This is a genomic window from Ferruginibacter albus (assembly GCF_020042285.1).
Classification (GTDB): domain Bacteria; phylum Bacteroidota; class Bacteroidia; order Chitinophagales; family Chitinophagaceae; genus Ferruginibacter; species Ferruginibacter albus.
Genome location: NZ_CP083388.1, coordinates 2,850,333 through 2,877,330, shown reverse-complemented (window position 1 = coordinate 2,877,330; position 26,998 = coordinate 2,850,333). Strand labels below are relative to the sequence as shown.

The 26,998-nt window shown below is 36.6% G+C and carries 25 protein-coding genes; 13 read left to right on the top strand and 12 right to left on the bottom strand.

The genetic code is table 11. From position 1 onward, the window contains the following. Positions 1–41: 41 nt before the first annotated feature. The gene (locus K9M53_RS12290; protein WP_224015283.1) at positions 42–1,049 is read left to right on the top strand and encodes a hypothetical protein; all 1,008 of its coding nucleotides are present in this window, start codon (positions 42–44) and stop codon (positions 1,047–1,049) included. Positions 1,050–1,194: 145 nt separating this feature from the next. Here K9M53_RS12290 and K9M53_RS12285 read toward each other — a convergent pair whose 3' ends face one another. The 4 genes from K9M53_RS12285 to K9M53_RS12270 all read right to left on the bottom strand — a co-directional run bounded on the left by K9M53_RS12285 (position 1,195) and on the right by K9M53_RS12270 (position 7,131). Further along, positions 1,195–3,753, bottom strand: a complete 2,559-nt coding sequence (locus tag K9M53_RS12285) for a TonB-dependent receptor domain-containing protein (RefSeq protein WP_224015281.1) — start codon at positions 3,751–3,753, stop codon at positions 1,195–1,197. A 75-nt stretch (positions 3,754–3,828) separates the two neighbouring features. After that, positions 3,829–4,218, bottom strand: a complete 390-nt coding sequence (locus K9M53_RS12280; protein ID WP_224015279.1) for an HYC_CC_PP family protein — start codon at positions 4,216–4,218, stop codon at positions 3,829–3,831. 86 nt (positions 4,219–4,304) lie between these two features. Next, positions 4,305–6,311, bottom strand: coding sequence for a putative porin (locus tag K9M53_RS12275; RefSeq protein WP_224015277.1), 2,007 nt, complete (start codon positions 6,309–6,311; stop codon positions 4,305–4,307). 7 nt (positions 6,312–6,318) lie between these two features. After that, positions 6,319–7,131: a purine-nucleoside phosphorylase gene (locus K9M53_RS12270; protein WP_224015275.1), complete on the bottom strand. Its 813-nt coding sequence runs from the start codon at positions 7,129–7,131 to the stop codon at positions 6,319–6,321. 282 nt (positions 7,132–7,413) lie between these two features. On the opposite strand from K9M53_RS12270, the gene sucC reads away from it, so the two are divergent. The 3 genes from sucC to K9M53_RS12255 all read left to right on the top strand — a co-directional run bounded on the left by sucC (position 7,414) and on the right by K9M53_RS12255 (position 11,931). Further along, positions 7,414–8,625, top strand: a complete 1,212-nt coding sequence (gene sucC / locus K9M53_RS12265; RefSeq protein ID WP_224015273.1) for an ADP-forming succinate--CoA ligase subunit beta — start codon at positions 7,414–7,416, stop codon at positions 8,623–8,625. A gap of 219 nt (positions 8,626–8,844) precedes the next feature. Then, entirely contained in the window at positions 8,845–10,857 is a 2,013-nt protein-coding gene (locus tag K9M53_RS12260; protein WP_224015271.1) for a M13 family metallopeptidase, read from the top strand. A gap of 33 nt (positions 10,858–10,890) precedes the next feature. Continuing rightward, complete coding sequence (locus tag K9M53_RS12255; protein ID WP_224015269.1) at positions 10,891–11,931, top strand: PAS domain-containing protein; 1,041 nt, start codon at positions 10,891–10,893, stop codon at positions 11,929–11,931. A 2-nt stretch (positions 11,932–11,933) separates the two neighbouring features. Here the strand turns inward: K9M53_RS12255 and K9M53_RS12250 are convergent, their stop codons facing one another. The 4 genes from K9M53_RS12250 to K9M53_RS12235 all read right to left on the bottom strand — a co-directional run bounded on the left by K9M53_RS12250 (position 11,934) and on the right by K9M53_RS12235 (position 16,636). Beyond that, on the bottom strand, positions 11,934–12,368 hold the full coding sequence (locus tag K9M53_RS12250) for an FKBP-type peptidyl-prolyl cis-trans isomerase (RefSeq protein WP_224015267.1): 435 nt from the start codon (positions 12,366–12,368) through the stop codon (positions 11,934–11,936). Positions 12,369–12,429: 61 nt separating this feature from the next. Further along, on the bottom strand, positions 12,430–13,440 hold the full coding sequence (locus K9M53_RS12245) for a hypothetical protein (RefSeq protein ID WP_224015265.1): 1,011 nt from the start codon (positions 13,438–13,440) through the stop codon (positions 12,430–12,432). Beyond that, a complete protein-coding gene (locus tag K9M53_RS12240) occupies positions 13,430–14,236 on the bottom strand; it encodes an SUMF1/EgtB/PvdO family nonheme iron enzyme (protein WP_224015263.1) in 807 nt (268 codons plus the stop codon). The genes K9M53_RS12245 and K9M53_RS12240 overlap by 11 nt, the downstream gene beginning before the upstream one ends. A 126-nt stretch (positions 14,237–14,362) precedes the next feature. After that, entirely contained in the window at positions 14,363–16,636 is a 2,274-nt protein-coding gene (locus K9M53_RS12235) for an aconitate hydratase (RefSeq protein ID WP_224015261.1), read from the bottom strand. Positions 16,637–16,792: 156 nt separating this feature from the next. Here K9M53_RS12235 and K9M53_RS12230 point away from each other — a divergent pair, with 156 nt between their 5' ends. From K9M53_RS12230 to K9M53_RS12195, 8 genes are all read left to right on the top strand, one after another. Further along, complete coding sequence (locus K9M53_RS12230; protein WP_224015259.1) at positions 16,793–17,014, top strand: PspC domain-containing protein; 222 nt, start codon at positions 16,793–16,795, stop codon at positions 17,012–17,014. A gap of 155 nt (positions 17,015–17,169) precedes the next feature. Continuing rightward, positions 17,170–18,402, top strand: coding sequence for a 3-deoxy-D-manno-octulosonic acid transferase (locus tag K9M53_RS12225; protein ID WP_224015257.1), 1,233 nt, complete (start codon positions 17,170–17,172; stop codon positions 18,400–18,402). Between the two features lie 111 nt (positions 18,403–18,513). After that, entirely contained in the window at positions 18,514–19,350 is an 837-nt protein-coding gene (gene kdsA / locus K9M53_RS12220) for a 3-deoxy-8-phosphooctulonate synthase (RefSeq protein WP_224015255.1), read from the top strand. A gap of 26 nt (positions 19,351–19,376) precedes the next feature. Further along, positions 19,377–20,390, top strand: coding sequence for a transaldolase family protein (locus tag K9M53_RS12215; protein ID WP_224015253.1), 1,014 nt, complete (start codon positions 19,377–19,379; stop codon positions 20,388–20,390). Beyond that, positions 20,390–21,088 (top strand): HAD family hydrolase, encoded by a 699-nt coding sequence (locus K9M53_RS12210; RefSeq protein WP_224015251.1) that lies wholly within the window; start codon positions 20,390–20,392, stop codon positions 21,086–21,088. Before K9M53_RS12215 ends, K9M53_RS12210 begins: the two co-directional genes overlap by 1 nt. Then, entirely contained in the window at positions 21,085–21,816 is a 732-nt protein-coding gene (kdsB, locus tag K9M53_RS12205) for a 3-deoxy-manno-octulosonate cytidylyltransferase (RefSeq protein WP_224015249.1), read from the top strand. Before K9M53_RS12210 ends, kdsB begins: the two co-directional genes overlap by 4 nt. 256 nt (positions 21,817–22,072) lie before the next feature. After that, positions 22,073–22,585 carry a porin family protein gene (locus K9M53_RS12200; RefSeq protein ID WP_224015247.1) on the top strand — a complete coding sequence of 171 codons (513 nt, stop codon included), beginning with the start codon at positions 22,073–22,075 and terminating at the stop codon, positions 22,583–22,585. 112 nt (positions 22,586–22,697) lie between these two features. Next, complete coding sequence (locus K9M53_RS12195; RefSeq protein WP_224015245.1) at positions 22,698–23,198, top strand: outer membrane beta-barrel protein; 501 nt, start codon at positions 22,698–22,700, stop codon at positions 23,196–23,198. Between the two features lie 204 nt (positions 23,199–23,402). On the opposite strand, the gene plsX is transcribed toward K9M53_RS12195, so the two are convergent. The 3 genes from plsX to K9M53_RS12180 all read right to left on the bottom strand — a co-directional run bounded on the left by plsX (position 23,403) and on the right by K9M53_RS12180 (position 25,245). Continuing rightward, positions 23,403–24,353, bottom strand: coding sequence for a phosphate acyltransferase PlsX (gene plsX, locus K9M53_RS12190; protein ID WP_224015243.1), 951 nt, complete (start codon positions 24,351–24,353; stop codon positions 23,403–23,405). Between the two features lie 122 nt (positions 24,354–24,475). Next, complete coding sequence (gene rpmF / locus K9M53_RS12185) at positions 24,476–24,670, bottom strand: 50S ribosomal protein L32 (protein ID WP_224015241.1); 195 nt, start codon at positions 24,668–24,670, stop codon at positions 24,476–24,478. Positions 24,671–24,702: 32 nt separating this feature from the next. Further along, positions 24,703–25,245 carry a YceD family protein gene (locus K9M53_RS12180; protein WP_224015239.1) on the bottom strand — a complete coding sequence of 181 codons (543 nt, stop codon included), beginning with the start codon at positions 25,243–25,245 and terminating at the stop codon, positions 24,703–24,705. A gap of 94 nt (positions 25,246–25,339) precedes the next feature. On the opposite strand from K9M53_RS12180, the gene K9M53_RS12175 reads away from it, so the two are divergent. Further along, a complete protein-coding gene (locus K9M53_RS12175) occupies positions 25,340–26,428 on the top strand; it encodes a DUF3810 domain-containing protein (protein WP_224015238.1) in 1,089 nt (362 codons plus the stop codon). Here K9M53_RS12175 and dcd read toward each other — a convergent pair. Next, a complete protein-coding gene (gene dcd, locus K9M53_RS12170; protein ID WP_224015237.1) occupies positions 26,425–26,961 on the bottom strand; it encodes a dCTP deaminase in 537 nt (178 codons plus the stop codon). The two genes, K9M53_RS12175 and dcd, sit on opposite strands and share 4 nt — an antisense overlap. Positions 26,962–26,998 lie beyond the last annotated feature (37 nt).

Sequence of the window (26,998 nt, the reverse complement as noted above, 5' to 3'; positions counted from 1 at the left end):
AAAAATATTTATAACTTGTCAATCCAACCAATGCGATAGCCATGAAATCAAAAAAATACCAGGGTTTTACCTGCTTCGATTTTTATTTAAGCAAGCTGGAAGTGCTGTTAAACAAGGCTACCAGTCAAAAAAATCCTGCATTATGGTTATACCGTAACAACGCCCGTACGCCCTTATTTATGCTGGAAGCCTTATCAAGAGCGTATGCAGCTATGTATCCTGAGTTCAAGTTTTCCAAATTAGATGCCCGTTTTAAAGTGTTGGAAGATGCTTTGGGTGCTATTGATTATTATGATGCTTTTGCCAAAGAGTTTGCTATTAATAAAGCAATACCGGCTCCGGTTCTTACATACCTGCAGGCTATGACAAGAGAAAAGACTCAAAATTTCAATGAAATACTGAAAGAAAAAAGCTGGATAACTGATAAGGATCCCAAAATTGAAAAGATACGCTCTAAAATGAGCGAAATAAAATGGAGAAAAGAGGCGGCAGATATAAAAGCGATAAAAGAATATTACGATCTATCCATTAAAGAGATCATTAAGTTCACCAGGCGTTCTGATTTTCATTTTGAAAATGTAGAAGCAGATGTACACGAGCTACGTCGTAAGCTGCGTTGGCTGAGCATTTATCCCCAGGCTTTTTGCGGAAGTATTCAATTAAGCAAAGTCCCAAAAGTTCCAGCACATTTAAAAAAGTATTTAACGAAAGAAATTGTGTCTTCTCCTTTCAATAAATTGCCCGATGCAGGAGATAAAAAGCATTTCCTGATATTGGAACAAAATCACTTTTATGCACTAAGCTGGATGATCGCCGAACTAGGCAAATTGAAAGATGAAGGTTTACGTGTAATTGTTATTAAGGAAGCATTGCAACAAAATACTTCGTTGAGTGATGCAGATGCATTTAAGCAGGCATATAAAATCACCGGTACTAAACAACTGACAATAAAAAAGATATTAGATAGATCGGATGATATTTGTAAAAAATATTTCGCAGAAAAGAATTTACAACACTTAGTGATCGGATGCGGGAAAATAGATAAATAGTGAATGGTCAATAGTCAATAGTGAAATCTCTATAGATTATTTTTTCTGTAACATTGGTTCATTACTGACCATTCACTACTCACAACTACTCACAACATTTTTTCTTTCTGAATAGTGATAATATAAACTTGAATATCTTTTTCATCTACTTTAATTTAAAACGAAGACCCGCATAAAACATTCTTCCATATACCGGACCCCAAACCATTGATGCATCAAAATGTTCACCAAAAGGCTGGTCGGCTTGTACAATTACATCTTTCTGGAAGTAATTCGTTAGATTTTCTCCGCCAATATAAACATCCACAGGGAATTTTTTACCGAGGGTTTTTGTTAATTGTGCATTCATTGTAACGTACTCGGGTGAATATTGTTGCAATTGATATTGCGCAGGATTGCCTTCGGTATTGGGTATACGCTTGCTGCCGGTGTAGCTGAGTGTATAATCCAGTTTCCATCCTTTTAGCTCATAAGCAAAGTTTGCAAAAGCCCTGTTGGCAGCGGTAAACGGACGTTCAAGCAAAGTTCCGCTGTAAGTTGTCTTTACATCAAAATAGCGGTACGCTAACCGTACATCCAATTTTTTAACCGGTTCAAAGTTTAGTTGCGCCTGGAAACTATTGGAATATGATTTGCCTGCCAGGTTATAAAATTTTATTTGCGTTGGATTTTCAAGGTTAACTACAACCTGGTTAGTAAAATCATTTCTATAAAAATCAAAACTTAATGTAGATGAACGACTGAACAATTTTAGTTTTTGATCGATGCTGATACCTTTATTCCAGGCTACTTCAGGATCCAACCCATACCCTTTATTATTAGCAGCAGTGATTATTATTTGCCTTGCGCTTACGAACACACCCATATTTTCTGCAAAAATGTTAGCAGTACGTTGCCCACGCCCTGCACTTAAACGAATGGTTGTTCCTTTGATAGGTTCATAACGAATATTCAAACGAGGTGTTGCAAACCATCCATATAGATTATTGTAGTCTCCACGTAAACCTGCTACGATAGTAAGTTTGGTGAGATAATCGTATGTGTACTCGAAGAAACCTCCGCTCACATTTTCAGTACGTAAATAATTATTTGCATTAAACGTTTCATTATAATCATCATGCGAAAAACTCAAACCTGTTCTGAATTTATGATTGGTATTTCCAATAATGGATTGATAAATAAGATTAGAATAAAAGGTTTTTTGCGTAGCATCATACTTTGTTAATCCAAAATAAGAGTTTTGTTCATGACTGATGGCTGATAACTGTAAGCCAATGCTCTTATATTTTTTAGCAGGAAACATATAGCCTGTTTTTGCAAATGCTTCATACCGTTTTGTATTAATGCCCAGACCGTAATGATTAGTAGTAAACTTATCCGATTGTGGATTGAAGTCTATTTGCCCGCCTGTTTTATCATCATTCAATAGCTTAATACCTAATTGTATGTGATAATTTTCTCCCTCATATTGCCAGCGATTTAAAGCACTGAATTGATTTCCAGTAGGCAGATCCCTGAATCCATCTTTATTAAAATCTAGATTTTTATTTGCTAAAAAATCGTCGTGCAGCAACAAAATGGTAGACCATTTATCACTTACTTTTTTAGCGAGATTCAGATTCAGATCTGTTTTCCCACCGTCATTTACATACGCATTGGCATACAATTTTTCAGCTGTTTCAGGCTCTTTTAATTCTACATTTATTTGTCCGGCAATACTTTCAAATCCGTTTGCAACGGAACCTGTTCCTTTTATCAATTGAATAGATTCTACCCATGTGCCGGGAATAGAGTTTAAACCTAAAGGAGTAGCAATACCTCTTGGACCTGGCAGATTTTCAACGGTTAATTGTGTATAAATCCCCGATAAACCTAGTAACTGAATTTGCTTGGATCCTGTAACAGCATCGCTATAGGAAACATCAACGGAAGGATTTGTTTCAAAGCTTTCACTCAAATTGCAACAGGCAGATTTGAATAATTCTTTTTCGTTCAGCACTTCTGTACGAATAGGATTAAATGCTGAAACATAAGTAGAACGTTGTTTTGCAGTTACCACCACTTCTTTTAACCGATGATTAGATGCCAATACGATCTTTAATTCTTTTGAATCGTTTACTGCTATAGTATCTGCCGTAAACCCTGAATAACTAACTATTAATTGATTGGTTGAATTGTCCGGAGCTATCTCAAAAAAACCATCGTTATTGGTAGTTGCACCTTTAGTAGTATTTAACCAAATTACAGAAGCGCCTGTTAATGGTTTAAAATTCCCTTTTTTATCGGCTTCTAAAACCATACCTTTTACAATGGGTGTTTTATCGTTTACTCCAGGTAAGTCGGAAGATTTATTTTCTTCTTTTTCCAGATCGCGATAATTACAACAAGGTGGTAGATTACCATAAGCTCTATCAGTTGCTTTAGTATCTTCCACATCATGCCCTGCATTAAGTATATTCTTTTTAATAGAAGGAAGAGTAACCTGTAACGGATCATAAATGACCGTTAGCATTTTTGTGCTGATATCCCAATTGGCTTGGGTTACGCCATTGACCTTTGCTGCTTTTTCTATACGTTGTTTGCATTGCCCGCAAGTACCGTGTACTTTAAAACTTATGGTGCTGTCGCCGGGAGCACTTTGCCCTTTTGCGACGATGTTAAAGAATAATAAGCATAGTATGCTGAAATATAAATACGTTTTCATTGAATGATTTTTTTGATGAATTGAAATAAAAATGTTCCGGCAAACAGTTACCGGAAAAACAAAATCAATTCATTTTTAAATTCTGAAAACGCAATTCAATATACAGAGTGAAACTGTATTGCAATCAGGTGGAGAGTGATTGCTGATATTATTGTATGAATCTTTAGAAGGTAGCAGTGTATTGTAAACAGCATAATTTGAATGTATGAATGCTATTACAATTTTGCTGAAATCAATATCGTTCGATACGTCTTTGTGAGAATCGGTAAGCTTATAAAATTTATGATCATCTCCGCAACAGCCTTTTTTGGCTTTCATGCCGCAATGATCACAATTTTTGCTGTCGTGTGTTTCGTGCAGTTCAACGCGTATCAGTTTGCCCATGCAATAGTGCAGATCCATAGCAATACCTGAAGAGATCCCCAGGTATAAAAAAGCTAATATGCCTATAATGACTTTGCGCATTGCACTGCAAAATTAAGCGACTTATGTCTATTTTGAAAGACCGCTTGTCAAATTAGTAATGTTTCTACAGGTTATTGGCTGATATTTTAGTTAGCAAACCACCAGCGGATACCAAAACGGATCATAAAACCCGGGTAGGCGTACAAAGGAGCGGCATAATTAACAGCGCCATCCAACGTGTTCAAATTCTCAACACGTAAAAAACCGCTGAATGTTTTTATCCGGAATTGAAGAAAAGCAGAAATTTCGGGGCGGTTGCTGATGCTTACAGAATCCTGCAATGTGAACTGTCCTACAACAGGGGAATAATTATATCCTTTATATGGTGTATAATACCTGAATTCAATACCTGTGCTTACGTTCAGGTTTTTATAGAAAAGTCCTTCATATGCAATACGATTACGGGTATAAAATAAAGGCACTCTGATAGGAGCGGCGCCATCCGTTTGTTGAAGCACTGCATCAATATACCAATTCCAGTGTTTGTTTAGTTTTATTGTTTTTGAAGCGCCTAGCTGCAATAGGTTTATTACACCGCTGTACTGGGCCGTATGGTAATAGTCTGTGAAATAAGCATAATTAGTAATAAAGTAATTCGTAGCAAACAAATTGATAAAAGGATTTTCGGCAGTAGCTTTTAAAGCAGTTATGTTTTCTTTTGAATAATTGATAGTAGTACCTTTATTAAAAGAATACAAGGGATCAAAAATAAACGACTGACTTCTATTGATATTATTAAACGTAAGACGTACGTTGCCGAATTTTTTATTTAAGTATCTTGAAAGAGTTGCATAGATATTATAATCACCACTGTTTACACCGGTAGAATATAATGCTCCATTTGCTTCTATATCCCATAGTTTATTTTTTGTTTTATTACGATACTCTGCATGTAATACAATATTATAATACGAATAATTATCACTGGAGGATGAATACAAATTAGTAGCAGTGCTCCTGGAGCCTGTTATATTTTCCAGTCGTGCACCCGCTAAGAAAAACTGAGCCTGGTTTTTTGTATCAGGAAATTGTAATAGGGAGAAATCATTGGAGATCACTTTCCATTTTGTGGTATTGGTAAAGCTGGTTACAGTAGAAGGGAAATCTAAATTATACCATTGTTGATATGCTGCAAATGCAGTATTTACGGCATTGTCGGTAAACTGGTAAGAGTAAGTGCTAAATGTTAATGAATGTTGAAAGCGTAGCTTAGGATAGAATAAATATTCCGTGGTAGAATCGTTTATTTCTACAGAATCTTTTTTACCTATATCGTAGGTTTGCCGAAGAAATAGAGTAAGGTCTTTATAGATATTACCCGTAGCAATCGATGTATTGAACGGGTTAGGAGAATAACCAACTGCACCGCCTAATTGAACAGGAATGGTAAATAGCTGCGGATATAATTTATTGTTTAAAAACGTATCACTAATTAATCCTCCGTTTTCTGAACTCTTTATGGTATTGCCAACCATGGTAAAAAATAACGAGTAACGTTTACGCACACCCTGGTAATTTCCAAATAAACGATAGCTGTTATGATTGGTATTTTGCGTAACAAAAAAACCCGGTGCACTTATCAGTTTATATTCCAATCCAATGTTTAAATTTTTCTTGATGCTGTTTGTATAAAATGCATGCAGGTCCTGCTCAGAATTTGGGCCAATGAACAAATAATCTATCTGGGAAAAAGGTTTGGATGTTTTATAAAACTTAGTGTTTTGTAAGGTGTACCGATAGGCATCAAATGCGTGATAGCCTGCATCCCATCCGGTTTTTGTTATAGGGGAATAGATAAGGTCATAACCTGCGTTGCCGGTGTTGCCTAAATATTGCAGATCAGAAGGAATATTATAATATCTTGAAAAATCATTTACTGACGAATCAATGGGATTATTTCGAATAGAATCTAAGTACTTAAAACTTATGGCAACTGAATCAGCAGCAGGATCACGATGGGTGAAACCAAGCGTGCTGTCATTGGGTGAATTATTGCCACTACTGCCCGTGCCTTGCGTGAGTATATTGCCCAATTGAGCAATACCGGCTTCAGCAAATAATAAACAACAACAAAAAATGATGAGTCGCTTCATCCGTGTGTTATAGTTGAGCTATCAGTTCTTTAAAGATGGCAGTCAATTTTGGTTCAGCTTCTTTAGCAGCCTGCAATACTTCCTCATGTGTTATTTTATTCTCTTCTTCACGTATACCTAAATCAGTAATTACACTCATTGCAAATACGGTAACGCCCATGTGAACAGCCGCAATTACTTCCTGTACCGTACTCATACCTACTGCATCCCCGCCAACAATGTGCAATAATTTATATTCTGCTCTTGTTTCAAATGTGGGTCCTGTTACGCCTACATATACACCCTCTTTCAGATCGATATTTTTTGCAGCAGCAATAACTTTTGCTTTTTTAATTAATTCCTTACTGTAAGGTTCGCTCATATCCGGGAAACGAGGTCCGAGTTCGTCATAATTTTTTCCTAATAATGGATTTACCGCAAAAAGACTTACATGGTCATTTATTACCATCAGTTCACCCACTTTAAAATTAAGGTTCATTCCGCCTGCTGCGTTGCTGATGAATAAAGTTTGAATACCTAAGAATTTCATTACCCTGATAGGAAAGACCACATCCTGTGCAGAATACCCTTCATAATAATGAAAACGACCGGACATACATACTACTTTCTTACCCCCCAACTCGCCAAAAATCAATTTACCGCTATGTCCTTCCACTGAACTTACAGGAAAGTGGGGAATAGCAGAATATTTAATTTCCTTTTCCACGTTCATTTCACGGGTAAAACTTCCCAATCCGCTTCCTAAAACAATACCTGCAATTGGTTTTGTTTGATATTGGCTTTGTATATATGCAACAGCTTCTTTGATTTTTGCTATCATTATTGATTGATTTTAAGGGGCAAAGGTAGGGAGTATAGGCAAGGAGGCAAAAATGCAATAAGGTAAAGAGGTTCAGCAAAGGTAGTTGTGTAAGTGAGATTATCTCATTTTTTTCAGTGAAAGAAATGGATAACAGAATAAGTTCACAACCATGTTGAATAATGATGTGCTGATGGTACAAAAAAGACCAAAATCTACTATTTACAACGTTTGCGTAAAAACTCCCGCTTCCCGACTTGTGGCTTGAAAGTCATTACTTATCTTCGCCAAAATTTTTTTACAATGAACCTTCACGAATATCAAGCCAAAGAACTTTTAAAACGTTATAATGTTCCGGTACAGGAAGGTATTGCCTGCAATACACCCGGCGAAGCGGAAGAAGCTTATAAGCAAATTCATACTCAGTACGACAGCAAATTCGCTGTTGTTAAAGCACAGATACATGCCGGTGGTCGCGGTAAAGGAAGCATAGTTGGTAAAGATCAACGTGGTGTGGCAGTTGCAAAAAGTGCAGAACAGGTTAAAGAAATAGCTCAAAATATTTTAGGCGGAACATTGGTTACTATTCAAACCGGACCGGCAGGTAAAGTGGTTCATAAAGTATTGGTGGCGCAGGACGTTTATTATGATGGACCAAATCCTGTTAAAGAATTTTATTTATCTATTTTGTTAGATAGAAGTTCAGGCAAGAATGTAATTATGTATAGTACCGAAGGAGGTATGGATATTGAAGAAGTTGCACATAATACTCCTGAAAAAATATTTAAAGAATTAGTTCATCCGGGTGGACCATTACAAGGGTTCCAGGCTCGTAAAATTGCGTTCAATCTTGGTTTAAGCGGGGAGTCATTAAAGAATTGTGTAAAGTTTGTAACGAATTTATACAACGCTTATGTTGGTATTGATGCAGGCATGATCGAAATAAATCCTTTGTTTAAAACAAGTGATGATAAAATTATTGCGGTAGATGCTAAGGTGAATATTGATGATAATGCATTGATGCGTCATGCAGACATTGCTGCTTTACGAGATTTGAATGAAGAAGATCCGACAGAAGTGGAAGCAGGAAAATACAACCTGAACTTTGTAAAATTAGATGGCAACGTAGGTTGTATGGTAAATGGTGCCGGTTTGGCAATGGCAACTATGGATATGATCAAATTAAGCGGTGGCGAACCTGCTAACTTTTTGGATGTAGGCGGTACTGCAAATGCACAAACGGTAGAAGCCGGTTTCCGCATCATTTTAAAAGATCCGAAAGTAAAAGCGATCCTAATTAACATCTTTGGTGGTATTGTGCGTTGTGATCGTGTTGCACAAGGTGTTATCGATGCTTATAAATCAATCGGCAATATTGAAATTCCTATTATTGTTCGTTTGCAAGGAACCAATGCTGATGTTGCTAAAAAATTAATTGATGAAAGCGGCTTGAAAGTTCAAAGCGCTATCTTATTGAGCGAAGCTGCTGCATTGGTAAACAAGGCTGTTGCATAAGATCATAAGTCTAAATTTTTAGTTTAATAAAAAATCCCGCTTTTTAAAGCGGGATTTTTATTGATATATTGATGCGTTAATAGCTGGTTAAGTATTTTCCCCCATAAGCGTGTAAGTAAAATCCTACACGTTCAAAAGTCAAAAAAAACCGAAATGCTCGGTTGTAATTATGCGCCTCACTTTTCTCTTTGTATCTTGTTAAGAGTTAAAATCCTGTTTATGAAATATACTCTTATAGTTTTTATGTTGATGATATTGTATTCCGAAGGTTCGATGGCGCAATACAATAAGTTTCCTGATTCACCGGGTATGGATCTATCTGTAAAACCGGGAGATGATTTCTATAATTATGTAAATGGTAATTGGATAAAGAAAACAAAGATACCAGCTGATGAAGTGTCTGTTGGTACATGGACAGACGTGTACAATAAAACCAACAAGCGACTTCATGGTATTCTTCTTTCGGTTTCAAAAGCAAATAACCAGCCCGGGACATTGGCACAAAAAGTGGGCGATTTTTTTCTTTCAGGGATGGATACCATCGGTATTGATAAGCGTGGTTATGATCCGATTAAACCGATCTTGGCACAAATTGAAACGCTTAAAACCAATGCAGACATAATGCCCTTTGTAACCAGCCAGGCTCTGGATGCCAATTCTCTGTTATTGGGCGTTAATGTAGGTCCTGATCAAAAAAACAGCAAGATGAATATTGCTATTTTTTCGCAGGATGGTTTGGGATTGCCGGATAGAGATTATTATTTTAAAGATGATTCGGTTACGCTAACAGTAGTGAACGGTTACAAAACCTATATCACCAAATTGTTCATGCAGATTGGTTATAACGAATCAACCGCTACTCAAAAAATGAACGAGGTCTATAATCTGGAAAAAGTATTGGCGGCAAGTCATCGTACCAATGTAGAGTTAAGAGATCCTCAAAGTAATTATCATAAAGTAGCAATAGTGGATATCGACAAACAAATGCCTTCGCTTAAATGGCTAAGTACCATGAACGAATTGGGACTGCATACTGATTCAATGGACCTTGAACAGCCTGCTTATTATCAAAAGCTCGATTCACTGCTTTCCTCAGCTCCGGTTAGTGTATGGAAGTCCTATTTAACTGCAGCAACACTGCGTAACAGCGCACGCTATTTAAGTTCTTCTTTTATAAAGGTCCGTTTTGATTACTTTAAGATATTATATGGATCGCAACAAATGAAGCCACGTTGGGAAAGAGTATTATATACAATAGATGAACAGTTAGGTTTTGCCTTAGGGAAAATATATGTTGACAAATATTTTACACCGCAGGCAAAACAACGTATGCTTGAAATGGTAAATAACCTGCAAAAATCTTTTGAAGGGAGGATGAATAAGTTGGATTGGATGAGCAGTGAAACAAAGAAAGTGGCTATCGATAAATTACATGCCTTTATTAAAAAGATCGGCTATCCTGACAAGTGGTTTGATTACAGTAAAGTGGTCATCAATAAAAATAAATACTTTGAAAACCTTATTTCCTGTGAAAAAAATTTGATCGCATACAATTTAGGAAAACTAGGTAAGCCGGTAGATAAAACCGAATGGCAAATGACTCCACCAACATTAAATGCCTACTATGATCCAACATATAATGAGATCGTTTTTCCTGCAGGCATATTAGTGCCGCCGTTTTTTGATGTGAATGCGGATGATGCACTGAATTATGGAGCCATTGGTACGGTAATAGGGCATGAAATGACTCATGGTTTTGATGATCAAGGATCGCAATATGATAAGGAAGGAAATTTAAATAACTGGTGGACTTCTGAAGACAGCGCAAAGTTTGCTAATAAAACAAAAAGTATTATTACCCAGTTTGATAATTTTATTGTGATGGATAGCGTGCATATCAATGGCTCATTAACCACCGGCGAAAATATTGCAGATCTCGGCGGCGTGAATATTGCCTACGATGCGTTTAAAATGACAAAGCAAGGTCAAAGTAATAATAAGCTAAACGGGTATACTCCGGATCAACGTTTCTTTTTAGCATTTGCAACGGAATGGCGCAGTAAATACACTCCACAACTTACAATGCAGTTAATAAATACCGATCCACATTCGCCGGACATTGCACGGATAAACGAACCATTATCCAATTTTACCCCGTTTTATAAAGCCTTCAATGTTAAGCCCGGCGATAAAATGTATGTTCCGGAAGAAAAAAGGATTGTGATCTGGTAGCTTAAAAAATTTAAAAACAATAAACTCATTTTAATGTCATCATCGATATACAATCTTGATAATATGCATCGATTGGTAACATCATCTGTTGGTGCTGTTCTTGCATATTGGGACAAAGATGAAGTATGCCGCTTTGCCAATGCATCTTATAAAGAATGGATGGGTAAAGCGCCGGATGAGATGATAGAAAAAATGACAATTGCTGAAGTGCTGGGAAAAGAATTGTACAGCAAGCAGAGGCCCTTTATTGCTAAAGTGCTTAACGGAGAAAAACAATCTTTTGAAAGAGAATTTACATTGCCCAATGGCGAAATGCGGAGAGCTTTTGTTATGTATTACCCCGATATAGTGGAAAATGAAGTAAGAGGATTTATTGTGCACGGGATTGATATGACGCCTATTAAAAACCTGGAAACAAAATTATTGGCACAGGAAAAAGAAAAGAACAACCATATTTTGCAGTCGATGATCTATTCGCAGGAAGGTGAACGGGAAGCATTGGCGGTAAAGCTGAGAGATAATATCAGCCAGACACTTTCTTATTGCAAAATAATGTTGGAAAGCCGTAATAAAGAAAAGAGTTCAAAAACTGATGACAAGGTTCTCCTGGAAATTTTGGATCAGATATCTATGACTGTTGATGAATTGATCGCTATCAGTTCCGGACTGTCTTCTTCTGTTATTGTGCATTTTGGATTACTCACTGCATTGGAAGAACATATTGCAAGCTTTGCCAAAACTTTTGCAGGCGATGTAGATTTTAATTGTTCTTATGAAGGGATCGAAAGTATTTCAGATAAGCGTAAAACATCCATCTTTAGGATAATACAGAATTTTTTATTGCTGCTAAAGTCTTTTAAAGATTGCAATAGGGTCAATATTGTGATATCACACCAACACGCAGATAATTTTTTAGAACTACAGTTAAGATATCATTCCCATAACAAAATAGATATTTATAGCCGAGAATATTCTGAAATACAGAACAGGGTTATATTTAATAATGGTAGCTTGATCGAAATGGGAGAGGATGGCTCTAAAGTCCTATTAATAAAACTGGATATTTTAAATTGAGTCTAATTAAAAGAGATCAATTCTACGTCAAAGATTAGCGTAGTGTTTGGTCCAATTTGAGCGCTTACATGTCTATCTCCATAACCCAGGTTGGGATGAATATAAAAACGAAACTTGCTTCCGGTGGGCATTAATTGCAAACCTTCTGTCCAACCTTTAATAACCATATTTAACGGAAACGTAGCGGGCGTGCCTCTTTGTACAGATGAATCAAAGATAGTTCCGTTTATTAAAGTGCCGTGATAATGGCAGGTTACTTTGTTGTTGGCAGTTGGCTTTGCACCTTCTCCTAACATCAGCACTTCGTATTGTAAGCCACTGGCAGTTTCATGTACACCTTCCCGTTGTTTATTAGCTGACAAAAAATCTTCTCCTTCTTTTAAATTGGCTTGTGCTTTTTCGTTCTTTAACTGGAATAATTTATCGGCGATACCCATGGTTTATTTTTTTGCAAAGATATAAGATCGTGTAATTAATTCGATTTGTTCACGACTTATTCTAGTAGGCTAAATTCAGCCAAATATCATTTTCACTTTCAATGAATTCACATTCTAATATTTTTTGTTCGTATTGAATATTGTCAGCAGTCATTCCTGGAAAATTCTTTAAAGACATGTCAAAAGGATTATTTAGAGATGTTTTGATAAGAGTAGAAGAAAAGTCACGATAGAAAAAAAGATCATCAATAGATTTGATAAATTTGAACGAAGGGAATTTTATAGTTTCTCCAGCAAAGATTTTCCTAAAATCAGGATAATAGACCCAAAATAAATCTGAAGACTGATCATTGCTTTTTATTTGCGGCGATATTCCAAGAATGCGGTATTCAAAGACCATTCTATCCAGGTCAAAAATGAGTTCTTCTTTTATTTTATAGCCAATGATGATTGAGTTATTGCTTTTTATTATGCTCGCTATGGTGTCAAAAGAAAGTTCTTGTTTAAATCTTTCATCTTCAAAAGCAGTTTGTTTTTTTGATAACAATGCGGCACAAATAATCTTATACAAACGGTTCTCATTAAATAGTTCTTTATTATCAACAGAATTTAAAAAACGCCAATTTCTGTTACGCCAAATTGCAAACTCAGCTTTTACGTTAAATAGATCAACATAACCATCCTCATTATATTTTATTTTATAAGGATGATTCATAAGCATGGGAATAGCACCGCTGGTATCAGATTTGGGATAAATTCTATCAAACTCTAAAATGGTTTTATAGTTCCGTTCCATTTTTAAATTTCCTGCTGCATCCCAAACTTTCCAGTCGCCTATCCGATAGCCGTTTTGCAAATAGCCCTCTGATTTTTTTACCCCGTTTTTGTAGTATGAAGAATATTTCCCTGTAATTCTTCCATCTTTTATTGTATAAGTTGAGCTTATGCTGTCATCCAGTATAATTGTTTGAGAATTTATTTGTGAAAATGAGATAAAAGGACAAAGAAAAAAGAATGTATTCAACACAAGTATATATAAGAGATGGTATGCGGGTTTTATTTTAGTAGTCATTTTTTATATTCCAATAGTTTAATAAACTTTTAATACTCTTCCGGGGAGAGTCCGCCCTCGTTATATCTATTTTCACAACTCTAAATGCAACTTGACGAAAACCATTGAATTTAAAATAGCCAATAGGATTGAGTAGTATTTGTCGTTGAAATAAAAAAGAATTACCGATAACATTTGCACGGCTTAACCTTGGAGGATCGTTATCGTTTGTCAATAAAATAATATCCTTGTCCAAATTGGTACCGCCTTCAAAATGGGTGTTTACCGTCCAGTCAGAAAAATTTTTATTAAAATCGTTGATTAATAAATTGTCTTTTAAAAATTTATAAGCGCTTAACCATTCAGAAATTTTTGGTAACCTGTAAATAAAACAGATGCTATCTCCGCTATTCTCTTTAAGTGTTTTCCATTTGCAAAAATTCATTGCAGCATTCCAGCGTATGCCCACTACCGGATAATTATTGTATTTGTTATCAGTAGTGTACTTTATATAATCTTGCCTGGATAATATAGAGCTGTCAGGTAATTGAAGAAGATAAAAAGAATAAGAAGAATCATTTTTTATTTCTAAAAGATATCTTTTGTATTCGCCAAATGTAATTTGATTGCTTATTGAAAAACTGTCTACGGACAAGGTGTCCACCACAATTCTTTTAAAAGAATATGAATATGAGGAATCAAATCCAAGTTCTTTATCGGGATTGATTTTTTGTGCCCGGATATTATATAGCCTTTGACCGACTCCAGGCAATAGGAACCCACATACAGCTAATAATGTTAAGTAGAACGTTTTCAAGAAGAGTTATGTTTTTACTAAGATAGCAGAAAGACTATAATACTGCTTTAGAGCAACAATAAAAATTTCACAAAATAAAAAAGCGAAGCTTTTACACTTCGCTTTGTATTTTAAAAGATGTTGCTATTAATTTTTAGCAGCAAACTCTCTACGAATAATATTCAGCGCACCGCCGGCTTTAAACCATTCGATCTGTTGTTCATTATAAGTATGATTAACAGTAATGGAATCAATCGTTCCATCAGCATGATTTAATATAACCTGCAATGGTCTGTTAGGAGCAAAAGCAGTTAAGCCATCAATATCAATAGAATCATCTTCCTGTATCTTATCGTAATCTTCTTTATTAGCAAAAGTTAATGCGAGCATACCTTGTTTTTTCAAGTTTGTTTCGTGTATGCGAGCAAAAGATTTTACCAATACGGCACGAACGCCTAAGTGACGGGGTTCCATTGCCGCATGTTCACGACTTGAACCTTCACCATAGTTTTCGTCACCCACCACAATGCTACCGATATTAGCAGCTTTGTACGATCTTTGCGTTGCAGGCACCGGTCCGTATTCTCTTGTTAATTGATTCTTTACAGAATCTGTTTTTTCGTTGAAGAAGTTAACAGCACCGATCAGCATGTTGTTACTGATATTATCTAAGTGACCACGGAATTTCAACCATGGACCCGCCATAGAAATATGATCTGTAGTACATTTTCCTTTTGCTTTAATTAATAGTTTCAAACCTTTAAGGTCAGTTCCTTCCCACGCAGCAAATGGATCTAACAATTGTAAACGCTTGCTGGTTGGTGAAACAATAACCTGAACACCGCTTCCGTCAGCAGCAGGAGCCTGATATCCCGGATCATCTACCGCAAAACCTTTAACAGGTAGTTCATCTCCAGATGGAGGATCTAATTTTACTTTTTCCCCTTTTGTATTCGTTAATGTATCTGTTAAAGGATTGAAAGAAAGATCACCGGCAATTGCCAAAGCAGTTACCAGTTCCGGAGAAGCAACAAATGCATACGTGTTAGGATTACCATCTGCACGTTTAGCAAAGTTTCTGTTGAAAGAATGAACGATAGTATTCTTCTCTTGTTTCTCTGCACCTACACGAGCCCACATACCAATGCAAGGCCCGCAAGCATTTGCAAATACGGTAGCACCTATTTTATTAAAAGTATCTAAGAAACCATCACGCTCAATAGTATAACGAACCTGCTCGCTACCCGGAGTAATGGTAAATTCAGAATGTAACACAAGATCTTTTTCTGCTACTTGTTTAGCTAAGCTAACCGCACGACTGATATCTTCATAAGAAGAGTTGGTGCAGCTACCAATCAAGCCAACTTCAATTTTTGTAGGCCAGCCATTTTTTTGTGCAGCGGCTTTCATTTCTGAAATCGGCGTAGCCAGATCCGGAGTGAAAGGTCCGTTTAAATGTGGCTCTAAAGTATTCAGGTCAATTTCAATAACCTGGTCAAAATATGCTTCGGGATTTGCATACACTTCAGCATCACCGGTTAAATGTTCTTTCACCACATCTGCAGCAGCAGCAATATCTTCTCTTCCTGTAGATTTTAAATAACGGCTCATGCTGTCATCGTAACCAAAAGTAGAAGTAGTAGCGCCTATTTCAGCACCCATATTACAAATGGTTCCTTTACCTGTACAGCTCATGCTTACTGCGCCTTCGCCAAAATATTCAACAACAGCGCCGGTACCACCTTTCACGGTTAAGATACCTGCCACTTTTAAGATAACATCTTTAGGAGCAGCCCAGCCGTTCAATTTACCGGTCAATTTAACACCGATCAATTTAGGCATTTTCAATTCCCATGGTAAACCTGCCATTACATCACAAGCATCAGCGCCACCAACACCAATAGCGATCATACCCAAACCACCGGCATTCACAGTATGACTATCAGTCCCGATCATCATACCACCCGGAAAAGCATAATTTTCCAATACTACCTGGTGAATAATACCGGCGCCGGGTTTCCAAAATCCAATGCCATATTTATTACTAACAGAAGCTAAGAAATCATACACTTCACTGCTTTCATGCACGGCTCTGTCAAGATCTTGCTTTGCTTCAACTTTTGCTTCAATTAAGTGATCGCAATGCACGGTAGAAGGCACCGCTACTTTTGCTCTGCCCGATTGCATGAATTGCAATAAAGCCATTTGTGCTGTCGCATCCTGCATCGCTACACGATCCGGCGCAAAGTCAACATAACTTTTACCACGTTCATAAGCCTGGGTAGCATTACCGTCCCAAAGGTGAGCGTACAATATTTTTTCAGTCAGCGTTAGCGGTTTACCAACAACTTTACGGGCAGCTTCTACTTTGCTGCCGAAGTTTGCATAAACCTTTTTAATCATTTCAATGTCAAAAGCCATAGTGCAGATTTGGAGATTTGAGAATTTGATTTGGATTCGATAATGCACGAAGCATCAGCAAATTGAGTTGCAAATTTACTGAAAAACGCCCAAGGCTGAGCATTCGATCACACAATTTTAACGGCAACGATTTCGTTTTTTATTTAAATTGCAGCTATGAACCGTTTTCGCAATTTCATTGAGTGGCATGTATTTGGTGTGTGCACCGCCATTGGCGAAAAATTCGGCATTGCCACTACTACCATCCGCAAATATTTTATTTACATATCCTTTCTTACCATCGGCTCTCCTGTAGTGGTTTATTTTTTTGTAGCCTTTTGGATGAATATCAAGCGTTATATCATGAATGCGAGACGCAACCCGATCAGGTATTTATGATTTTTTTGTCCTTAGCCCTAGTACTACTATTAAACATTGTTGTGTCACTCCCTTTTACGGCATATTTCTATTCAATTTTTTATTACACGAATTGAGTCTAATTGAACTAATTGTCTTTAATTCGTGAAATTCGCAAAAAATCGTGTGATCAATTAATGCTTTTCCTTTACAACATAGTCATTCGTTTATACGGCTTAGCTATATTTATTGCATCCTTTTTTAAACCAAAAGCAAAGCAATGGATAGAAGGAAGAAAGAATTGGCAACAAAATAGTAAAGACAAACTACAGCCAAATGAAAAACGCATCTGGGTACACTGTGCATCTGTAGGAGAATTTGAACAAGGGAGAAATTTAATAGAAGCAGTAAAAGAAAAATATCCTCAATATAGAATTGTACTTACTTTCTTCTCGCCATCCGGTTATGAATTAAGAAACAACTATCAATATGCAGACTATGTTTTCTATTTGCCGATAGATACAAAAACGAATGCAGCACAGTTTATACAAACTGTAAATCCTGCGTTAGCAATATTTGTTAAGTACGAGTTTTGGTATCATTATTTACATATGCTTCACCGGCAGAACATTCCTGCAATAATTATTTCAGCACCGTTCCGCAAAGAACAACCTTTCTTTAAATGGTATGGAGGTTTATTCAGAAAAATGCTGCAATGTTTCACCTTCATTTTTGTACAGGATGAAAGCAGTAAAGAATTGATAAAAAATATTGTTGATGAAACTAAGGTTATTGTGGCAGGAGATACCCGTTACGACAGGGTTTTGTCAATTGCTGCCAACAAAAAACAATTGCCGTTAGTAGAACACTTTATTGGCAACGATCCTGTTTTAATTGCAGGAAGTAGCTGGCAGAATGATGAAAAAATCTTGTTCGAAAGTTTATCAGCACTGCCTGCTAATTATAAATTGATTATTGCACCTCATGAAGTTTCTCAAAAACGTATAGCAGAAGTGCTACAATTTTTTGAAGGTGCAGTTTTGTATTCGAGTCTTTCATTGCAAAAGAATTATATCAACGACAGGGTATTGATCATTGATAATATTGGCATGCTATCATCTTTATACCAATATGGACAAATAGCTTTTGTGGGAGGCGGTTTTAGAACGGGCATTCATAATACCTTAGAGCCTGCAGTATTTGGACTTCCTGTAATTATCGGACCTAATTATAAAAGATTCATTGAAGCAAACCTGTTAGTAGAAAAAGAGTTTTGTTTTCCTGTTACGAATGCGGAGGAATGTAAAGCCGTATTAATAAATCTTTCAGGCGAAGAGTTGTACTATCAAAATATTCACCAGGCATTATTAGCGTTTATGAAAGAACAAGCCGGTGCAACGCAAAAGATTCTTGATCTTATTAAATTGTAATAGTAGTTTGCTACTTTTTGCATGTAACTAACTCTTCAAATTAGCATATTAGCAGTATTATCAAATTAGTACATTACCTGTACCTTTGCGGCGAATTAAATTCAATTGTAAATGAGTAATAAAAAAATCAATGTCGGCAATATCTCTTGTGGCGCCGATGAATTGTTTGTTATTTCCGGACCATGCGTTATTGAAGAAGAATCAATAATGATGAAAACCGCCGAAAAGCTAAAAGAAGTAAGCGCCAGGCTGAATATCAATATTATCTATAAATCATCCTTTACAAAAGATAATCGCAGCAGTTTAAAATATTATAACGGACCAGGGTTGGAAAAAGGGGTAAAGATCCTGGCTAAAATAAAAGAACAGTTTGGTTTTCCTGTATTGACAGATATTCACTATCCTTACCAGGCGGCCCCTGCTGCAGAAGTATGCGATGTATTACAAATTCCTGCCTACTTATGTATGCAAACGGAATTAATGGTAGCAGCTGCAAAAACAGGTGCTGTTATTAATATCAAGCACGGACAATTCCTGGCTCCCGAAAACATGAAACACCCGGTAACCAAATGCGTAGAAGCCGGTAATGATAAAATTATCTTGACAGAAAGAGGCTACACTATGGGTTATAATGATCTGATCGTTGACCCACGCAGTTTCTATCACATGGGACAATTAGGTTATCCGGTGGTTTTTGATATTACACATTCTATTCGTAAATATGGTATTCCAAGTGCAGATGCAAAAGGCGGTGCAAGAGAATTTTTGCCCGTATTAAGCAGGGCAGGAGTGGCATCAGGAGTAGACGGAGTATTTATTGAAACACACCCTGAACCTGAAAAAGCCTTGTGCGATGCAGCCAGCCAGTTATGTGTTTACGACCTCGAAGAGTTTTTAAAACCATTATTGGAGTTACATGCGATAGAAGTGAAGTATCGTAATAAGTAATACTTTTGCCTTATTAAAATAAAAACATGGAACTATATCTCGATTCAGCAAACCTGAAAGAAATTGAAGAAGGCTTTAAGCTTGGCTTTTTAGATGGACTTACAACAACTCCTACTTTCATGCAACGTGAAGGTATAACCGATGTAGACGGCACTATTATAAAGCTTTCAAAAATAGTTCCTGTATTGCAGATTGAAGCATTGGGTAATACAGCCGAAGAAGTAGTAAAAGAAGCACATCGTCAATTAAACTTGGGGTTAGATCCTAAACGTACCGTTTTTAAAATTCCGGTTTCATTGGAAGGTGTAAGAGCTTGTAAACTGCTTCGCAATGATGGGTTATTGGTAAACGTACATTTGGTGTACACTTTACAACAAGCATATATGGCAATGCATGCAGGCGCTACTTATGTTTGTCCGTTGGTTGGTCGTTTGCAAGATCAAGGGCATGATGCATTGGCGTTAGTAGAACAATGTGTAGATGCTGTGAATACGTACGGCTATGATACCAAGATCATGTTCAGTTCTGTTCGTCATAATGAACATGTGCGCAATGCCATTAATATTGGTGTACATACCATCACTGTTCCTTTAAAAGTATTAAAATCATTAACTGAAAATAATTTCACTACTGTTGGTACGGAGCAATTCTATCGTGATACCCGTTTAATGACAACAACGGTAAAAGAAGCCATCAATAGTAAAAATCCAATTGTAGATGCCAATACAATAGTTAAAGATGCTATTGTTAAAATGACCGATTTTGGTTTTGGCGCAGTGATCGTTACGAACGGTAATGGTTCAGTGAAAGGAGTATTCACAGATGGCGATCTTCGCAGGTATTTACAAACAGAAGGAGAAACGATCCTTTCTAAAAAATTAAGCGACCTTACTTATAAACAACCTGTTAGCATTGAAGCGGATGCTTTGCTGAATGATGCTTTGGCAATATTCAAAAAAACAAACGTTGATACAATAATGGTAGTGAGCGGTGAAAAACCCGTTGGAATGTTAGATATTCAAAACCTGGAAGCGAATTAATGAATCCATCAGAAATATTCAAAGGCAAATTTGTTTCATCTCCTGAAACGATCAAAGAAAAACTGCAGCACATTAAAGCATTTATTTTTGATTGGGACGGTGTGTTTACGAATGGCGTAAAATATAGTGATGGTACCAGCATGTTCAGTGAGATCGATTCCATGGGCATCAACCTGCTGCGCTTTAATCATTATTTAAAAAGTAATGGAGAAATGGCTGCTACAGCTATCATCACCGGCGAGCAAAATAAAACAGGTTTTCATTTTGCACAGCGTGAACATCTGAACGATGTTTATTATAGAGTAAAACATAAAGAGACCGCATTACAGCATTTCTGTTATGAAAACAATTTAAAACCCTCCGAAGTATTATTTGTGTTTGATGATGTGCTGGATTTTTCTGCAGCTAAAATTTGCGGCTTAAGAATGATGGTAGCACATTCCTGCAATACATTATTAATTGATTACGCTATTAAGAATAACCTGGTAGACTATGTTAGCTTTCACAGCGGTGCCAATGGTGCTATTCGTGAAATAACAGAAGTTGCAATGCATTTAAGCGGATTATTTGAAGAAACCATTACGCAGCGTTCTACTTTTACCAACGATTATCAAACTTATTTTGCAAAGCGTAATGAATTGCCTACCGGTTTTTATACTGTTCTAAATAATCAAATCACCGAACAAGTTCCGCAATGATAGTTGGTATTATACCTGCACGCTATGCCAGTACAAGGTTTCCCGGCAAGCCTTTGGCAGATATTAAAGGAAAGAGCATGATACGGCGGGTATATGAGCAAGCATCACAATCATCCTTATTAAAAAAAATTATTGTTGCTACTGATGATGAACGTATTTACGATCATGTAAAAGGTTTCGGCGGTGAAGTGGTAATGACTGCAATTCATCATCCAAGTGGAACGGACAGGTGTTGGGATGCGTTACAGCAACTGAATGAAAACTATCAATACATAATTAATATACAGGGCGATGAACCCATCATCAACCCAAAACAAATAGATGAATTAGCTACAGTGTTGGACGGAACGGTGGAACTGGCAACCCAAATGCAAAAGATCACAGATCATAAAACCTTATTTAACCCGGATAAAGCACGCATCGTTTTAAACTCCAATAATGAAGCGTTGTATTTTACCCGAAGTGTAATTCCTTACTTAAAAAATGTTTCTGAGAAGGAATGGCATTTGCATCACAATTATTATCGCCATGTAGGAATGTACGCCTATCGTACGGATGTATTGGAAAAAATAACCAAACTGCCGGTTTCTTCGTTAGAAAAAGCTGAGTCTTTAGAGCAGCTCCGCTGGTTACAAAATGGATATAAGATCAAGTGCGTAGAAACCGGTTTTGAAAGTTATAGTATAGATACTCCCGATGATCTGCAGCAGGTATTATCCCTCCTATAAATGATCTTAAACGACATTTAAGGCCAAATTTTAAGTAATGATAATCAGCTTTTTGTCAAAAATTAACTCTTTCTTTAATTAATGAAGTCTGTTTTGCCGTATTATCATAATTGTTTTATTATCAATTGATTGTGATTTGTCATATGGGAATTATGCACCAATTGTCTCTTTTTGTTGAAAATTTATATGTGTTAGTATTTGGTAGTAAGCAGCCAGCCTATTACTTTTGCCCTCACTAAAAGCACGAATTCTACTTATGAGAAAAATCTTCGCATTAACCCTTATTGCTATTTCTTTTGCATCCATCTCATTTGCTCAAAAAGACGGCACCCGTTTTAGCGGTGGTGTTGAATTAGGTTTCCCTACCGGGAGTTTTGGTGATGTTTCTACCTTTGGGATTGGAGCAAGTCTGCAGGCTGAACATTTTTTTCAGGAAAATGTTAGTGGTACAGTTTACTTTGGTTTCCTTGATTATTTTGGAAAATCAATTAGTTCAAGTGTAAAATATAAAGCAACTACTATTCTTCCGTTAAGAATTGGGGCTCGCTATTATATTGGTGATGGTTTACATTTGGGAGCTCAATTGGGTGTTGGTTTCATTAGCTCTCCATTTAGTTCTACAACAGGTTTTGCTTATTCTCCTCAAATTGGATATAATTTTAAAACCAATAAGGGGAAAGCAGTTGATTTAACGTTTAAGTACGACGGATATGCTGTTAGCGGCGGTTCGTTAAGCGCTTTGGGAATAAGAGCTGCATATATTTTTTAATTCCGTTTAAACCAATACCCATTTCAGGGTATCTATGCAAATCATTAAATTTTTATTTTTAACTCTTTTTAATAACTAGAACACGAATTTTTAAACCAAAAACAACTAAAACATGAAAAAGTTAATTTTAAGTTTGGCAGTTGTAGCAATAGCTACTTTTTCTGCAAAAGCACAAGACAGCAAAAAATCAGATTCAAAAGATCTTAAATTCAGCGTAGGTGTTGAAGCCGGCGTTCCTGTTGGAGATTTAGGAAATATCTCAACTTTCGCAATAGGCGGTAGCGTTCAAGGTGAATATATGGTTGATCCATCAATCGGTGTAACATTAAACGCTGGTTATTTGAATTTCATGGCTAAAGACGGTTTCCCTTCTTCAGGTTTAATTCCTGTATTAGTAGGTGGTCGTTATTATTTTAACGAAAGCTGGTATGGTAGCGTACAAGTTGGTATGTCTTTCTCTACTGAAAGTGGTGGTGGAAGCGCATTCACTTATGCTCCTGGTATAGGCTACAAAGTGAGCGAAAACTTTGATATTTTAGCTAAATACCAAGCTGCTTCAAAAGATGGTGGTACTTCTGCTTTCGCAGGTATCAGAGCTGCTTATAGCTTCTAATTCATTCGAATTATTTATAAAAAAACCGCTGCATTTATGTAGCGGTTTTTTATTTATGGGCTCTCGTCTTTTTATCTTTCTTCAAATACGGTTCCTGCTTTACGCTATACCTTCGCTGCGCTACGGTGCCGCTTCAATCAGGCAGCCCGTCAACAATAGTAATGCTGTTGAGCAAAAAAAGTTACACCCTAAAAAGAAAGTTGATCAGGAAGTTTTGGAGATAAATACTTCTTTCATTTTTTGCAGCAGATCTTTCTCGATCATTTTCTGTGCAGTAATGATCATGTTTTTAAATGCCAGGGCATGAGAAATTCCATGTCCTATGATAACGGGCTTGGCTACCCCCAAAACAGGAACGCCGCCATATGCTTCAAAATCAAAGCGGTCAAAATGTTCGTCTTTTATATTTCTGCGTTGTACAATATCAAAAACGCTTTCAGCCATTTTCAATACTACATTTCCCGTAAAGCCTTCACAGACCATTACATCGGCCTTGTCCAATAAAATATCCCTGCCTTCTATATTCCCAACAAAGTTGATGAGATTGTTTTCTTTTAATAAAGGATAGGTGGCTTGCGCCAATAAATTTCCTTTTCCTTCTTCCTCACCAATATTCAGCAAGCCTACTTTAGGATGCTCAATGCCCAAAATATGTTCAGCAAATAAAGAACCCAATATGGCAAATTGATCTAAGTTCTCAGGTTTGCAATCAGCATTGATGCCGGCATCCAGCAATAAGCCCAGCTTTCCATTTTCTCTTGGCATATAAGCTCCAATAGTTGGGCGGCTCACCCCTTCAATTGCCTTAATGCTGAACAAAGCGCCTACCATCATAGCCCCGGTATTACCTGCGCTGATGAATGCTTCCGTTTTTCCGGAAGCTAATAATTGAAACCCGATAGCGATGGAAGATTGTTGTTTTTCTCTTAAAGCTTTGGTGGGATGCTCCTGCATTTCAATAACCTGTGTAGCATTTACAACGGTTATGTTTTGAGCAGGGATGTTATGTTGAGTCAATAATTCTTTTATCGCATTTTCTTCACCGATAAGTGTAAGATGAACATTGTTTGCAGCTTCTTTCAAAAAAAGAGCAACACCTTTTACTGCTTCCAGTGGCGCATGATCGCCACCCATCATATCAATGCTAATGTTCATTAATTACAATTATAAACTATTAATTACAGATTGCAAATTATTGATTACAAGCAAAAATAAAAAAACCAAACCCAAGATAATTTACCCTGAATTTGGAATTTATAATTTGGTATTTGTAAATACTATGCTTTTAAAGGAGCTTTTTCTGCTACTACTTTTCCTTTGTAGTACAATTTACCTTCACTCACGTGAGCACGATGACGTACGTGTGTTTCACCCGTAGTGGCATCTACTGTTAATGTAGTTGCTGATGCTTTATAATGTGTCCTTCTTTTGGCGCTGCGCTGTTGCGAGTGGCGTCGTTTCGGATTTGGCATAACCTATAAATTAAAAATTAAAAAATTATAAACTAGTTGTCTCTGAATTTATCTAACCCTTTCCACACATCGTTCGAAGTATTGTCTTTTGTTTTTGCTTCCATGTCTTTCAGCTTCTTCAACACTTCCTTGTTGCATTGTGGTCCACCCATTTCATCTTCACTACACATTTTTTGCATGGGAATACTAAGCGTTACAAACTCGTATAACCAATCGTTTAGATAAAGGTGGCTTTCGGTTCGTGAAATATAGAAAACATCGGGATCATCTTCCTGCTCGTTCATTTCTTCAGGATTATCAACCAGCTTTACCAGCATATTAAATTCATCCCAAAGATCTTTAGTAAGCAAGTTTCCGCAACGATCACAAACTACATCGGCTTTTCCGCCCACTTCAAATTTAAGCAGCATAAAACTGCTCTTTTTGTCGAGCTCAAGCTTAATAGCAGCGTGACAATTGGAAAACTCTTTGTTTTCAATTTCTGCAAAGAACTTGTCATCCACTTCGTACGTAAACTCATGGATTCCAGGCTTTAAACCTACAAATGCGATTTCAAATACTCTTCGTTTTGCCATCTGTTTTGGTTTAAAGGACGGCAAAGGTAATAAAAAAATGCAGATTAAGCGCTATAAATTACAGATTTTTAGCACGGCTGCATTGCTTAATTTTATGGCAGTTATGCAAACCCGGAAAAAATCTCTGATCATATTAGGATTAATTGTTCTGTCTCTATTCGTTCATTTTGCGTTTAATAACAGCTTTTTCGTCGAAACTGCTTATTCAACAGGTTTTTATCCGCACCTTGCCCGTCTATTACGATTTTTTTTCGGCTGGCTTCCTTTTAGTATCGGCGATATTTTATATGGAGTAATAGCTGTTTGTTTAGTAGTAAAGGTCGTTAAAGCAGTTATCAAAATATTTAAAAAAGAAATGAATTGGGCATGGATGAAATGTGGTGCCTATAAAATGGTTGTTTGGATATTATTCATTTACATCATTTTTAATGTTTTATGGGGAATAAACTATAACAGGTTAGGGATTGCTTATCAACTTGGATTAGATACAAAAAGATACACCGCTAAAGACCTGGCAGCAGTAGATTCTTTATTACTGCAAAAAGTAAATGAAAATAAATCGACATTGATTCAAATTCATCAAACAGAAATAAACAAAAAAGAGATATTTAAAAGATCGGATGAAGCATACAAAAACGCTGCAATACAATTTCCTTTTCTTACCTATCAAACCAATGCTGTAAAATCATCTTTGTGGGGATGGTTGGGCAATTATTTAGGCTTCATGGGATATTATGACCCATTCACCGGAGAAGCACAGGTAAATACAACTGTTCCGTATTTTTTGCAACCTTATACAACCTGCCATGAAATGGCGCACCAGGTGGGATATGCAAGAGAAGATGAAGCTAATTTTGTGGGATACCTTGCAGCTGCTGCATCATCGGATACTTTGTTTCACTATTCTGTTTACCTGGATCTGTTTTTAACTACTAACAGAAATTTATATATCGTTGATTCCGTTGCTGCAAAAAGTTTTGCAAAGCAATTATCTCCTGCTGTAAAAGAAGACATTAAACAATGGAGAACTTTTGCAGAAGCGCATCAAAACCCTGTAGAGCCTATCATACGATGGATGTACGGGAAATATTTACAGAGCAACAAACAACCCGCCGGCAATTTAACCTACGATGAAGTAACAGGATTGTTGGTGGCATATTATAAAAAGTATGGAAAGCTCTAAAACTTATTCTTCCACATCATACTTTCAACAGGCATATTTGGCTGACCGCTGTATTTAGCATTTTTCTTTTGATTATACTTTACTTCAATTTCGCCATCAACAGGAAAATAAATTAATTGCCCGATAGGCATTCCTTTATAAACACGAACCGGTTGCTTAACAGAAATTTCCAGGGTCCAGTTTCCGCAAAAACCAACATCTCCTTTTCCTGCAGTTGCGTGAATATCGATACCCAAACGACCGGTGCTGCTTTTACCTTCCAAAAAAGGAACATGGGCGTGGGTTTCAGTATATTCTTCCGTAACACCTAAATAAAATTCATGTGGTTGCAGTACAAAGCCCTCGTCGGGAATTTCGAAATGATCAATTTCATTATGCTTTTTTGCATCCAATTCTTTATTTATATAGCGGGCCAAATTTTTACTCAAATGTACATCATAACTATTGCTCCCTAATTTTTCACGATTGTATGGTTCGATTTTTATAGTACCTTTTTCTATTTCTTCCAGGATTCGCTTATCACTCAATATCATTGTTTATGTATTTATCAGTTAATTTGTAAAAATAAAT